We start from the raw sequence: 13233 nt of genomic DNA, 5'->3' as shown, positions 1-13233 counted from the left end.
CAACCATCGAGGCTCGGCGCCGGATTCGGTTGGCGGACATCGGCGGAGCACTTCATAATGCTTGCGTCAGCAGGCTCCTGAACTGAAAGTTAGAACCATGACGACTCCCCAGCCTCCCATCAACCCGCCGCCGTCCGCCGGCTTGGACAAAAAGACCAGTGCGATCCTGTCTTACGTGTTGGGGTGGCTCACCGGAATCATCTTCCTTTTCGTGGGCAAGAACGATCCCGATGTGAAATTCCATGCCTCGCAATCGATCATCTTCTTCGGGGCGGTGTCGGTCGTCAATATCGTGCTGAGCGTCCTGGGCTCGGTCCTCGGCGTGGTGGGGATCCTCTTCAGCCTCGTCGGCCTGGCCGTGGGCATCTTCGCCGTGGTCGTCTGGGTCATGGCGATGATCCAGGCCAACAACACCGGTGGCGTCCGTGCCGAGCTGCCGATCGTCGGCAAGTGGGTCGCCCCCTACGCCGACCAGCTGGCCAATTCGGTCAACTGAGAAGTGACCCGGCATCCTGAAACGCGATGCCGGATATCGTGATCGACGCCGCCACTGGTCAGCGGTCGTCCGGGGTCCTCCATCGTGCGATTCTCGCGCGTTAGTTCGCCAAACGAATGAATCGTCCGGCGCACGTGGGCCATCGGCCGGCACCCGACCGGTGGCGGTGGCATTTCCGACCGGGCGCACAGCCGGATCGGCAGACAATTCCGCGGTGGAAATGCGGCCCTCGGCAAATACCGGGCCGAGCTGGTGCGAACCGCGAATTTTCGTTTCGTGCTCCACCACAAGCGATCTCGGCCGCGCGCGGGAATCGGCAGCACGGCCTTGCCGGGGCCGGGGCAGCGGCGCATGATGGCACCCGGGCCGAAATCGGTCCGCCCGTTGCCGAATCGCTCAACAAGGAATGCCACGATGACTGCCAAGTTCGCACAAGTGTCCGCCGTCGCCGCGATCGCTGTCTCGCTCGGTCTGTTCGCCGCCCCTGCCGCGTCCGCCGCCGCACCGCAGTCCGCGACCGCCGTCGACGGTTCGGCGTCGGTATGCCTCAACATCCCGGTCCCCCCGGTCAGCGTGAGCATCTGCCTCTGAGGGCAGACCACGCTGTGACGATGGCGCGGAAAGGAATCCGCGTGATCGTAACCGGCGGTGGGAGACTGCCCGGCGGATAGCGTCGAGGGATGGGTACCGGGCGGCGCACACTGAAAATCGTTGCGGGAGTCAGCGGATCGCCGAAAATCTACGGAGCCGCGATCGATCCGCGGCGATCCACCCTCGCGGACGCGCTGGAGATCGCGAAACTCGCGGAGCGGCATCGGTTCGACGCGTTGTTCGCCGCGGACCTGCTGAGTTTCGGGGCACAGGGCGCGATCGGCGCGCAGGAACCACTGATCTTCCTGGCCGCACTCAGCGCCGTGACCAGCCGGGTGGGCCTGATCGCCACCGTCACCACCACGTTCCACCACCCGTACAACCTCGCCCGATTGTTCGGCACGCTCGACCATGTCAGCAACGGGCGGGCGGCCTGGAACGCGGTCACCTCGTCGGTCGGCGAGGAGAACTACGGCGCCGGCGACCTGCCCAGCCCGGAGGAGCGCTACGCGCGAGCCGGTGAGGTCCTCGAGGTCACCAACGCGCTGTTCGACAGCTGGCTGCCGGGCTCCCTCACCGCCGACGGCCACGATGGCGCGGTGCTCGATCCCGAGCGGGTACGCCGGATCGACCATGCCGGAACGTATTTCACGGTGCGCGGCCCGCTGAACATCCCGCCGCTGCCACAGCGCCGGCCGGTGCAGTTCCAGGCCGGACAGTCCGCGGGCGGGGTCGAACTGGGCGCCCGCCACGCCGAGGTGGTGTTCACGTCGCTGTCGACCCTGGAGGACGCGGTGACCTACACCAAGCGGATCCGGGCCCGCGCCGCCGAACTCGGCCGCGCGGAGGGACTTCCGCTGATCTTCAGTTCACTGCACGCCACCTACGGCGCCACGGAGGAGGAAGTGCGCCGCCTCGTCCGCGAGCGCGCCGACGCCACCGATTTCGACGCCGGCCGGAAAGGCTTGGCGGACATGCTCGGTGGCGGAATCGACCTCTCCGGCCTGCCCTTGGACCGGCCGATCCCGGAATCGCTGCTGCCCGAACCGGCGTCGGTCAACCGGCGGCGCGGCCGGGTCGAGATCTTCAACCGCTTCGCGCGATCGGGAAAGACACTGCGCGAGTTGATCATCGCGGCCGCGGACACCGGGCACTGGGCCGCGGCGGGCACACCCGAGCAGATCGCCGACGCGATCGAGGAACGGTACCGCGCCGGCGTGCTGGACCTGATCGGCCTCAGCGGGCTGGGCGATCCGCGCACCCAGGACTTCCTGGTGGCGGGTCTGCTGCCGGAGCTGCGCCGCCGGGGCATCATCGGTCGCGATCACGCCGGTGGCACCTTCCGCGAGCATCTGGAACTACCGCCACTCCCGCCGCTCGCCGAGTGATCGACCGGCCGCCTTCCCACCGCCCCGGCGAGCCCGGATCGTGACCGGCAACCGGAACCGGGAACATCCTCGTGCCGATCGAATCACCTTCGCGTCACATCCGCGGGACGGCCGCCCACAGGCAATTGCCGATGTGATGCTGTGAACCGACCGATAGTCCGCGTGTTCGGCCATCACCAGGGTGAAAGGCGGGTCATGAAGATCGTAGTCATCGGCGGCACCGGCCGGATCGGCGCACAGGTGGTCCGGAAACTGACCGAGGCCGGACACGAGGCCGCACCGGCCGCGCGATCCACCGGGGTGGATCTGCTCACCGGCGCGGGACTGGACGAGGCGCTCGCGGGCGCCGGCACCGTGGTGAACGTGGCCAACTCGCCGACCTTCGACGACGCATCCCTCGATTTCTTCCGCACCACGATGGGCAATCTGCTGTCCGCGGGAGCGCGGGCCGGGGTCGGGCATCAGGTCGTGCTCTCGATCGTCGGTGTGGACCGGGTGCCTCAATTGGCCTACTACCGGGCGAAGACCTTGCAGGAGACACTGCTCGGCCAGGGAATCACGCCGTATTCGATCGTGCGCGCCACCCAGTTCTTCGAGTTCGTCGACTCGATCATGTCGTGGGTCGTCGACGGTGACACCGTCCACCTCCCCGCCACCCGGCTGCAGCCGATGGCCGGCGCGGACGTCGTCGACGCCGTCACCGAGACGGCGCTCGGCACACCGCTACAGGGCATCCAGAACGTCGCCGGGCCGGAGGTCTTCCCGCTCGACGAACTCGGGCGGATCACCCTCGCGGCGCGCGGCGACGACCGCACCGTCGTCACCGACGACACAGCGGGAATGTTCGCCGCCGTCACCGGCGACGAACTCATCGCCGGCCCTGACGCGCACCTGGCGCCCACCCACTATCTCGACTGGCTCCGGGCGACGCCCTGAACACGGTGCGCCACCGGACCGGTGGACGAAAGACCACCGGGAAGCGCCCGAGCTTCACAGCGCGCGGGCACTTCCCGGTGGTCGGTTGGACAACGAGGGATCAGAGATCCAGCAGATCCGCCATGAGGCTGGTCAGCTCGTTCTTGTAGGTCGAGACGACACCGGCCAGCGAATCCGACTGGGATTCCTGAGTTTTGACGATCGTCTCCAGAACGGCCACCTTCCGGCGCAGCTTCGCGATGAGCTGCGCCTGATCGCTGATCGTCGACGCCTGGTCACGGATCACCGCGGCCGCCTCGTCACCGGTGGACACGCCCGCGTTGGCGAGCACGACTGGACTCGAGTAGGTCACGAGATCGGAACCGGCGGACACCAGATCCGCGTCGTCCTCGGCCTCGACCGCCGAGAACTCGTCGGCGACATCGCCTTCGGCGACGACCGAGTGCTCGTCCTCGACCGCCTCACCGTCGAAGATCTCGTCGCCGTCCGCGACCGCCTCGTCCCCCTCCGACGCCTCGGCCTCCACCTCAACGGCTTCGGCTTCGGCTTCGGCTTCGGCTTCGGCTTCGGCTTCGGCTTCGGCTTCGGCTTCGGCTTCGGCTTCGGCTTCGGCTTCGGCTTCGGCTTCGGCTTCGGCTTCGGCTTCGGCTTCGGCTTCGGCTTCGGCTTCGGCTTCGGCTTCGAGCGAATCTTCCTCGGACTCGGCCTCTTCCGCACCCTCGACCGAGGCTTCCGCGGCTTCGACGACCTCCGGCTCCGCCTCGGGCAATTCGTCTTCGGCGACGACCGGTCCGACCCCGGCGACCTCCGCCTGCTCGTCCGCATCGTCCGAGTCCGCCACCGCGAACTCGACCTCGGCGACCTCCTCGGCATCCAGCGCCTCGTCCCCGACAGCAGCCACCTCGGTCTCGACCGCCTCCACAGCGGAAACGTCCTCTGCCACAGCCTCGGACTCGCCATCCGCCTCGGCCGTGGCGTCACCCGCGGCTTCCTCGGACTCGGCGACCGCCTCAGCCTCGGACACCTCGCCGACCACAGCCTCAACCTCAACCTCAGCAGAGTCAGGCTCTGCCAGTTCGCCTTCCGAGGCTTCGGCCACCTCGACAGACGCAACATTCTCGGCGACTTCCTCGGTCGAAGCCGCTACCTCGGCAGCAGCCTCCGCCTCCTCCACCGGATCCGCGGCAAAAAGGATCGCCTCGGCGACAGCGTCGGCCGCCGCCTCGTCGGCACCCTCCACTCCGGCAACCGCCCCGGTCTCGGAATCCACCGCCGCTACGGGGGCCAATTCCGCAACCGATTCGGTCTCGGCCGCTTCACCTTCGGCCGCCGGCTGCGCGTCGAGGGCCTCCTCGGCTTCCGCGACCTCCACATCGACCGCCGGAGTCTCGGCAACAGCTTCCGATTCGACCTCGCTGACTACAGACTCGGCCGAATCGCCGGCGGCAGCTTCCACTGTCTCCACCTCGACAGCCACGTCGTCGGCAGCAGCCTCTTCGACCACAGCGTCGCCGGTCTCAGCCGACTCCGCCTCGGCCGCTTCGCCTTCGACGGCCAGCTCCTCGCCGAGCACCGCCTCAGCCTCCGCCACCACAGACTCAGCCGCATCATCACCAGGAGCGGCTTCGACAACCGCCGCCGCCTCGAGATCCTCGGCAACCACATCATCAGCGGCAATTACTTCCGCGACGGCTGCCGTGGAATCGGCCGACTCCGCCTCGGCTGCTTCGGCTTCCGCCACAGGCTCCACACCGGCGACCTGCTCAACCTCGGCGACCTCAGCATCGGCCACAGGACCCTCGGCAACAACCTGCTCAGCTTCGGCGACCACGTCGTCGGCCGCGACGGACTCAACCGGCTCGTCAGCGACCTCGGCGGCCACCTCTACCTCGGTCGCGGGCTCGACATCCTCGGCCACCACTTCGTCGGCAACAGCTTCTTCCGCGACAGGTTCCGCCGACTCCACCGACTCCGACTCGGCTACTTCGGCTTCCGCCGCAAGCTCCGCATCGGCGTCCTGCTCAGCCTCAGCAATCTCACCCTCGGCCGCGAGCTCCTCGGCAACGACCTGCTCGGCTTCGACAATCTCGTCATCGGCCGCGACGGACTCAGCCGCCTCGTCAGCGACCTCTACCCCGGTCGCGGGCTCGACATCCTCGGCCACCACTTCGTCTGCAACAGCTTCTTCCGCGACAGCTTCCGCCGACTCCACCGACTCCGACTCGGCTACTACGGCTTCCGCCACAGGCTCCACACCGGCATCCTGCTCAGCCTCGGCACCTTGACCATCGGACGCGAGTTCTTCGGCAACGGCTTGCTCGGCATCGACAACTTCACCGTCGGCCACAGGCTCTTCGGCAACGACCTGCTCGGCATCGGCGACCTCATCGTCGGCCACGACCGCCTCAGCAGCCTCGGCTTCGTCAGCGATTTCAGCCGTCTCGCCTTCGGCAGCATCTCCCTCGGCGACCGCGTCCTCGACGGATTCCTGCTCAGCGACAGCGTCCGCGGATTCCTGTTCGGCGACAGCCTCCGCGGAATCCTGTTCGGCGACAGCGTCCGAGGAATCGGCAGTCTCGACCTCGGCAGCAGCAGCGGCATCTTCGGCCTCGGCAACCACCTCCGCCGTGGCAGTCTCATCGACCTCGGCAGCGTCGTCGGTCACGGCCTCATCCACAACGGCGTCGGACTCCGCGACCTCTTCGCTTTCGGCAACCTCGTCCGCAGCGACCTCGGACACCGCAGCCTCGTCGGCTTCGGCGACCTCGGACTCCACAGCCTCGGCAACCTCTGTGACCGAATCCTGCTCAGCAGCATCGGCTTCAACCGTGTCCTCAGCTTCGGCAGTCTCCACCTCGGTCGCAGCAGCGGCATCTTCGGCCTCGGCGATATCGGCAACCGCCTCCGCCGTAGCGGTCTCATCGACCTCGGCAGCGTCGTCGGTCACGGCCTCATCCACAACGGCGTCGGACTCCGCGACCTCTTCGCTTTCGGCAACCTCGTCCGCAGCGACCTCGGACACCGCAGCCTCGTCGGCTTCGGCGACCTCGGGCTCCGCAGCCTCGACAACGTCCGTCGCCGAATCCTGCTCAGCAGCATCGGCTTCGACTGTGGCCTCAGCTACGGCAGTCTCCACCTCGGCGGCGCTCACCGCAGGCTCGGCGACAGCCTCGGTCTCGACCGATTCGGTTTCGGCGACCGGCTCACCGGCTTCGGCGGACTCGGCTTCGTCGGCGTTCGATGCGTCGACCTCCGCAGTCTCGGCCTCGACCTCATCACCGGCAACTGCCTCGGTCTCGGCCGCATCGGCGACCGCCACCTCGGAATCGGCGGTCTCAGCGGCAAGTTCGCCATCACCGACGTTCACCATCGCAGCGAACGGCGTGGATTCGGTGTCCGCCGTGGCAACCTCGGCCGTCTCCCCCGCCACGACCGGTTCGGAATCGGGGGCCTGCTCGTCGTCGGCCACCACGGACTCAGCAACCGCGGCATCGTCGACCACCACGGCATCATCGACCACCGCCGCCTCATCGAACACCGCAGGATCGCCGACCTCGGCAGTCGGCGATTCGGGCTCGTCGGCCTCGGCGTCGGATCCCGAAACATCTTCGACCGCAACCTCTTCCGCGATGGAAGAGTTATCGGCGACCGCATCGGTCTCGTCCGCGTCGGGAACAACCTCGGTCTCGGTGGCGGCCGGTGCGGCTGCTGCTGCGGCCTCGGCGGCAACCGCCTCGGCTTCGGCCACGACTGCCTGGGCCTGCTCCGCGATCGAAGCCGCCTCGGTCGGCGCCTCGGAATCGCTCGCGGTCACCGCTTCGGGGGTGCTCGTGACCTCCTCGACTGCGCCGGAATCGCTTTCGACGGCGGCGCCGTCCTCCACGCTCTCGGCGACGGCCGTCTCGTCGGCCGCGACCGCCTCCGCATCCTCGGTTGCCGCCGAATCGTCCTGCGACGCTTCCTCGCCGGCCGGAGCGGCATCGGCCGCCTCCTGCTCGGCGATGCCCTCCTCCGTTTCAGCGACAGTGCCGGTCATGCCCTCGTGCTGGGAAACCGGGGATTCGGCCGCCGCGGTTTCCGCCTCGTCACCGACAGCGATGTCCGCAGCAATCGGCTGCGCCTCGCTCTCAGCAACCGTCGTTTCGACGGTGGCGGCCGGCTCGCCCTCGGCCCCCACCACATCCTCCGTCGCGACACGCTCCTCGACAGCGGTTGCGGTGGTTGCCCCCTCGGCTACCGCCTCCTCGCTACCGGTAGCTGTCGTCTCCTCGGCGGCGGTCGCGTCGTCGGTGATCGTCGCCCGGTCGTCGGGAGTTGTCATATTCGCCTGGCCTTTCGAAAAGCTTTGATCGATCCCCGGCTCGACATCCGGGGTACTACACTCTCGCACGTTATCGGGGTTGTTGCCGTCCGAAACCTGTGGTGCTGCTGTGGATTTCGGCGGGGGAGAGTCGACGTCCGCCGGCGCCTCGGCGCCCTTGTCGTCGGCCACCGATTCATCGGGTTCGGCCTCGCTCGTTCGCGGCGCTCCACGAAGGCGCTGCGCGGCCCATCCGGTGAGTCCCCGCAACCCGAACCCGCTACCGAGCATGCGCCTGCCCGACGAAATAATTGCTGCCACACCACATCCCAAGATCATCAACCAGCCCGAACGTCGGTACTGTAGCGCTCGAGCCGGTGCGCGGCGAGCCGAATTGCCAACCTTCAGGCAGCCGTGACCTGGTCGAGATGAGAAGCATTCGCGCACCCCATCAAGGCCCCTACCGGATTTCGCCGCCCGGCACGGGCCCACGCCCCGGCGCCACGGACCATCGGCCCGCCGGCACCGCCCCGGTTGGGTGTGCCGAAAGATTGCCAGACCCGAATTCAGTCTCCGCCGAGCGGGTTCCGGGGCCCGCGAACCCGGGCCGACCGACCCCGCGCCACACCACCGCGGCCGTCCCGCGAGCCCGACACCGACAACCGACACCGTATCCATCTCGGCAATCGTGCAGCAATTGCATTGAAGGAGACTGGGAGTCGACCGCAGCAACCCTTCGATCCGTTACCGGCCGACGCGTCGACAGCGAGTACCACGCAGCCGGGATACGACGATGCCGCAACCGAATCCGGGGATTCCAGCGCAGAGTACGGCGAACACAATCGGGGCGATCGATGCCGGATCAAGACAGCGCCGGGGCTTTCGCGGGAGCACATCCAATTCGGGACGATGGGTTCGACGATCCTCGAGCCGAATCATCGTCCAGTGCAAAACTTTCCCGGCGATCTCGAGCACGACGCGAATTTTTGCGTTTCGGCCGTGACCGGCCCACACGGGGACGCCACGACAGGTAGGGCGCGGCGGACCGCGGTCGTGCCCATCGCCGGCAGCGTGTTCCCGAACTTCGAACTCGGGTCACGAAAGACCGGAAGGATATTCGATCCGTTCTCTCACAAGCCCTTGTGGCCGCACCCGGACCCGTCGTTCGGGGATGTCGTTCGCGGCGCATGCGACGAATCCGTAGACGAACCGCACGAAGCCGTCGAGAGGCTTTCGACGGATGCCGAAAGCGACGACCACTTCGAGTTCCGCGTTCCGGGTGATCGGCCGCTTCTCGGCCCGTCCCGCGCGATTGCGCACCACAGCGGCATCGCCGGACCGCTTCGGCCCGATATCCCGGGCGGGCAAATCCGGCGCCTCACCACGGCATCGGCCACTCGCCCGATCGGCCGGTCCGGCCGGACCTCGGATATACCGCAGGAGCTCGTGTTTCGTGCCTCTCGACCGGTAGGCGCGGCCCGCCCGAGCGGACAACTCCGGGCAACCGGATGCGGAGACCCGAGCCCTCGCGGCGGCCACCGTGCCTTCGAAGGTGCACTGGATGACGCCGGGCGCGGACGGTGCAAAACCGCCCAGTATCGCATATAGCCAGTAAATAGTAGAATCTCACTCCACAATATGGAGAACACTACTATCATCGCTGAAGTGCCGCGGAGCAGTGCGGAGATTCCCGCGGCACACCGTTCGAAGGAGAGCGATGACGGAAACCGAGGTCGGCCTGGGACGCCGGATCCGCGATCTGGGGGCCGGGAGCCCCGGCGAGATCGCCTACCGGCACATCGGCACGGACGGCTCCGAACCCGCCGTCACCTGGGGCGAATTGGACGACCGGTCCAGCCGATTGGCCGGAGCCCTCGCGAAACGCGGTGTCGGACAGGACGATCTGCTGGGGATCGGACTCCGCAACGGACCGCGCTTCGTCCTGAGCACCTTCGCCGCCTGGAAGCTCGGCGCGGTACCCGTCCCGGTGCGCTGGGACGTCCCGGACTGGGAACTCGACCGGCTGCGCGAGGTGATCCGTCCCCGGGTGTATCTCGGCGACGCGGATCTGGCGTGGATCGACGAGGCCCTCGAACTCGAACGACCGACCCTGCCCGACGCGATCGCCCCGTACTCACACGGGATCTGCAGCAGCGGCTCGACGGGCACCCCCAAGGTGATCCTGGCGGGAACGCCGTCGGTCTACAACCCGGCCGCCGGAATCCCGATGATGACCCGCTGGCGCCCGATCCCCACCCCGCAGACCGTCCTGGTGCTGGCGCCGATGTACCACGTGAACGCCTTCTCGGCGCTGTACCCGATGCTGGCCGGCGACCGCCTGGTGGTCATGGAGAAGTTCGACGCCGCACGGGTGGTCGACGTGATCGAGCGGTATCGGATCACGAATTTCACTGCCACACCGACGATGTTGCAGCGGATCGCGGATCTGCCCGGCATCGACGATCGCGATCTGTCGAGCATCGAGTGGTTCACCCAGGGCGCCGCGCCCATGCCGCCCTCCCTGGTGGACCGGTGGTCCGCCCTGGTCGGAGCCGAGCGAATCCTCATGGCGTACGGCATGACCGAGGGCCTGGGCCTCGCCGCGCTCACCGGCGAGGAGTGGTCGACCCGCCGCGGCAGCGTCGGCCGAGGCATGCGCGGCACGGAGATCCGGATCCTCGGCCCGGCAGGCGAGCAGCTGCCGCCCGGTGAGATCGGCGAGATCTACCTGCGCGCCCCGGGCGCGCCGACGGCCCCGTATCTCGGTGACGTGCCCCAACCCACCTCCACCGCAGACGGTTTCGTGACCGTCGGCGATCTGGGCCACCTGGACGAGGAGGGCTTCCTGTATCTCGCCGACCGCCGCGTCGACGTGATCATCTCCGGCGGCGCGAACGTCTTTCCCGCCGAGGTGGAAACCGCCCTGATCGACCACCCCGGCGTGACCGACGTGGTCGTGATCGGCCTGCGCGATCCGGAATGGGGCCGGCGCGTGCACGCCCTCATCGAGCCCGCCGATCCGGCGAATCCTCCCACCCTGGACGGAATCCGGGCATTCGCGAAGTCCCGCCTCGCCGCCTACAAGGTGCCGAAGAGCATCGAGATCGTCGATGCCATTCCCCGCAGCGCGGCCACCAAGGTCAACCGCGGCCGCCTGCTCCAGACCCGCGGCGGCTGACCCGCGCTCTCCGCGGCGCGGGTCAGCCGGAAATCGTTGCGGTGCTGAGTCGCTCGCAGTCCGCGGCAGACCACCTCGACGATTCGCGCCGGGTCCGCGCCCTCGTGGGCCAGGCAGCCCGCGGTCAGGGCCTCGAGGTCCGCGAAGGTGACGGCGGGGTCGACCGCGCCCACCGGATACAGTTCGGCCCACGCGTATTTCCGATCCGAGCCGGCCAATCTGACGTGACGGCGGATGCGCGTGTTCACGTGGTGGCTGATGCAGGACCCGGAAACGGCCGCACTGGCCACGGTTCGCGCGGCGGTCGATCCGGCGGCGGCCGGCGGCGACTACTTCTCCTTGCGGACAACCAAAGACAAACCTACGATCGGCTTATCCAAGTGAGTGATCGGACAAGCCGAGATGGATGGTACTCGCGACCGCATCGTGCGGGAGGCGCTGCGGCTGTTCGCCGAGCAGGGGTACGCCGCGACCAGTGTCGCGGCGATCGAGGAGGCGGCGGGGCTCTCGCCCCGATCCGGCTCGCTGTACACGCATTTCGGGTCCAAGGAACAGGTGCTGGGTGCGGCCGTGGAGGCCGCCATCCGGCTCGCCGAGGCGGGTTTCGCACTGGCGCCGATGTTCCCGCTGGGTGATCTGCGTGCCGAACTCGTACTGATCGCGCGTGGGTCACTGTTGCTGATGACCAACTGGCGCAATCTGATTCGGGTGATGATCAAGGAATCCGATCAGTTCCCGACGGTGATGGCGCAGGCGCGCGAGCGGCTGTTCGCGCCCTCCTACCGGTACCTCGCGGACTGGCTGGCCGAGCGGGCGGCGCAAGGACCCGCTCCCGAGCGGGATTTCGAGGCCATGGCCACCGTCTGGCTGGGCTCGATCGAGAACTACTGGGTGATGACCGATATCCACCAGCATCGCCCGTTCGACATGTCCGACGATCGGTTCGTCGATCAATGGGCGGACTCGTTGCTGACTGTACTGGGGGCCGAACAATGAAGCACACCTTCGATTTCCACGATCCCGCCGTCATCGCGGACCCGTATCCGAGCTATGCGCTGCTGCGCGACCACGCGCCCGTCCACCACAGCGCCGATCCGGACTTGTGGATCGTGAGCCGCTACGACGACGTGCGCACCGTCGTGCGGGACTCGCGCCGATTCTCCTCCGCGGTCTCGGCGATCGACACCAACCCGTTCAATCCCACACCGGCAGCGCAGAAGTGGTTCGACAAGCTGCTGGCGCTGCTCCCGGTCGGCCGCGTGCTGCTGACCAGCGATCCCCCGGACCACACCGTGCTGCGGCGAAAGGTCGGCCGCGCCTTCACCCCACGCCGCGTCGCGGCCTGGGAGCCGCGCATCCGCGAGGTCACCGAGCAGCTGGTCGACGACCTGCTGCGGGCCGAATTCCCGGATCTGGTCCGCGATCTGGCGGCGCCGCTGCCGGCCGCCATCATCGCCGAGATACTCGACGTACCGGCCGACCGGCGCGCCGATTTCCAGCGCTGGTCCGACGGGCTGATCGCGGGCCTGCTCACCAACGGCAGCCGCGGCGCGATGATCCGGAGCGCGATCGCCATCTCCCGGTTCTTCTTCCGCATCGTCCGGGAACGACGCCGCGCACCCGGTGACGACCTGATCAGCGCGCTGCTCACCGGCGCCGGCGAGGAACGCCTGACGACCTCCCAGGCGATCAACTTCTGCATCCTGCTGCTGGTCGCGGGGCACGAGACGACGACGAATCTGATCGCGAACACCGTTGCGGCACTGTTCGATCACCCGGAGATCCGGGCCCGGGTGCACGCGGAGCCGGAGCTGGCCGCCGCGGTCGTCGCCGAGACCCTGCGCTTCGACGGCCCCGCGCAAATGCTGCTCCGGATCACCACCACCGCGGTCGAATTGAGCGGGACCACCATCCCCGCCGGCGCGTACGTGCTTCCGCTGGTGGGATCCGCCAACCGCGATCCGCGGCACTTCCGGGATCCGGACGAGTTCCGGTTGGATCGGCCCGACATCGGGGACCATCTCGCCTTCGGCGCCGGAATCCACTACTGCATCGGCGGCGTCCTGGCCCGGATGGAGGCCACGGCGGCCGTCGAGGCCGTCGCGCGACGCGTCCCCGATATGTCGCCGGCGAATGAGCCGCAACGCATTCCCAGCCCCGTGCTGCGCGGTCTGCGCACCCTCCCGATCGTCGTCACCGCTCCCGCCTGAATCCGCGCCCGGACCCCGATCCGGCCGGCCGGGCGCCCGAATTCGGTGAAGCGGCCGGTCGAATCATGCCGACATCTTGTGGTGGCGGCCACCATGTGGTCTCATCGTGATACTGAGATACAAAGAACGTATCT

At 68.0% G+C, this 13233-nt stretch carries 10 protein-coding genes; 9 read left to right on the top strand and 1 reads right to left on the bottom strand.

Features of this window, described 5'->3' with window-relative positions:
* Positions 1-97 precede the first annotated feature (97 nt).
* The 4 genes from NRB56_RS07570 to NRB56_RS07560 all read left to right on the top strand — a co-directional run bounded on the left by NRB56_RS07570 (position 98) and on the right by NRB56_RS07560 (position 3411).
* Positions 98-496: a DUF4870 domain-containing protein gene (locus NRB56_RS07570; protein WP_153339818.1), complete on the top strand. Its 399-nt coding sequence runs from the start codon at positions 98-100 to the stop codon at positions 494-496.
* 414 nt (positions 497-910) lie between these two features.
* Positions 911-1087 (top strand): hypothetical protein, encoded by a 177-nt coding sequence (locus tag NRB56_RS38255; protein WP_194290762.1) that lies wholly within the window; start codon positions 911-913, stop codon positions 1085-1087.
* Positions 1088-1176: 89 nt separating this feature from the next.
* A complete protein-coding gene (locus NRB56_RS07565; RefSeq protein ID WP_153339817.1) occupies positions 1177-2475 on the top strand; it encodes an NtaA/DmoA family FMN-dependent monooxygenase in 1299 nt (432 codons plus the stop codon).
* A gap of 195 nt (positions 2476-2670) precedes the next feature.
* Positions 2671-3411: an SDR family oxidoreductase gene (locus tag NRB56_RS07560; RefSeq protein ID WP_153339816.1), complete on the top strand. Its 741-nt coding sequence runs from the start codon at positions 2671-2673 to the stop codon at positions 3409-3411.
* Positions 3412-3511: 100 nt separating this feature from the next.
* On the opposite strand, the gene NRB56_RS07555 is transcribed toward NRB56_RS07560, so the two are convergent.
* A complete protein-coding gene (locus NRB56_RS07555) occupies positions 3512-7903 on the bottom strand; it encodes a midas domain-containing protein (RefSeq protein WP_153339815.1) in 4392 nt (1463 codons plus the stop codon).
* 717 nt (positions 7904-8620) lie between these two features.
* Between NRB56_RS07555 and NRB56_RS07550 the strand changes: the two genes are divergently transcribed.
* The 5 genes from NRB56_RS07550 (at position 8621) to NRB56_RS07530 (ending at position 13099) form a co-directional block, all read left to right on the top strand.
* Entirely contained in the window at positions 8621-9319 is a 699-nt protein-coding gene (locus tag NRB56_RS07550) for a hypothetical protein (RefSeq protein WP_153339814.1), read from the top strand.
* A gap of 109 nt (positions 9320-9428) precedes the next feature.
* Positions 9429-10889: a class I adenylate-forming enzyme family protein gene (locus tag NRB56_RS07545; RefSeq protein WP_153339813.1), complete on the top strand. Its 1461-nt coding sequence runs from the start codon at positions 9429-9431 to the stop codon at positions 10887-10889.
* 234 nt (positions 10890-11123) lie between these two features.
* Positions 11124-11273: a hypothetical protein gene (locus NRB56_RS07540; protein ID WP_153339812.1), complete on the top strand. Its 150-nt coding sequence runs from the start codon at positions 11124-11126 to the stop codon at positions 11271-11273.
* An 18-nt stretch (positions 11274-11291) separates the two neighbouring features.
* Complete coding sequence (locus NRB56_RS07535) at positions 11292-11885, top strand: TetR/AcrR family transcriptional regulator (RefSeq protein ID WP_153339811.1); 594 nt, start codon at positions 11292-11294, stop codon at positions 11883-11885.
* Positions 11882-13099: a cytochrome P450 gene (locus NRB56_RS07530; RefSeq protein WP_153339810.1), complete on the top strand. Its 1218-nt coding sequence runs from the start codon at positions 11882-11884 to the stop codon at positions 13097-13099. Before NRB56_RS07535 ends, NRB56_RS07530 begins: the two co-directional genes overlap by 4 nt.
* Positions 13100-13233 lie beyond the last annotated feature (134 nt).

Source organism: Nocardia aurantia (assembly GCF_009604425.1).
GTDB classification, from domain to species: Bacteria; Actinomycetota; Actinomycetes; order Mycobacteriales; family Mycobacteriaceae; genus Nocardia; species Nocardia aurantia.
Note: the sequence above shows the minus strand (reverse complement) of the source record. Positions and strands in the feature narration are given on the sequence as shown.

What these genes read in the sequence shown, in the direction of transcription:
- NRB56_RS07570 (WP_153339818.1), top strand. Translation starts at nt 98, where the DNA reads ATGACGACTCCCCAGCCTCCCATCAACCCGCCGCCGTCCGCCGGCTTG.
- NRB56_RS38255 (WP_194290762.1), top strand. Translation starts at nt 911, where the DNA reads ATGACTGCCAAGTTCGCACAAGTGTCCGCCGTCGCCGCGATCGCTGTC.
- NRB56_RS07565 (WP_153339817.1), top strand. Translation starts at nt 1,177, where the DNA reads ATGGGTACCGGGCGGCGCACACTGAAAATCGTTGCGGGAGTCAGCGGA.
- NRB56_RS07560 (WP_153339816.1), top strand. Translation starts at nt 2,671, where the DNA reads ATGAAGATCGTAGTCATCGGCGGCACCGGCCGGATCGGCGCACAGGTG.
- NRB56_RS07550 (WP_153339814.1), top strand. Translation starts at nt 8,621, where the DNA reads ATGGGTTCGACGATCCTCGAGCCGAATCATCGTCCAGTGCAAAACTTT.
- NRB56_RS07545 (WP_153339813.1), top strand. Translation starts at nt 9,429, where the DNA reads ATGACGGAAACCGAGGTCGGCCTGGGACGCCGGATCCGCGATCTGGGG.
- NRB56_RS07540 (WP_153339812.1), top strand. Translation starts at nt 11,124, where the DNA reads ATGCGCGTGTTCACGTGGTGGCTGATGCAGGACCCGGAAACGGCCGCA.
- NRB56_RS07535 (WP_153339811.1), top strand. Translation starts at nt 11,292, where the DNA reads ATGGATGGTACTCGCGACCGCATCGTGCGGGAGGCGCTGCGGCTGTTC.
- NRB56_RS07530 (WP_153339810.1), top strand. Translation starts at nt 11,882, where the DNA reads ATGAAGCACACCTTCGATTTCCACGATCCCGCCGTCATCGCGGACCCG.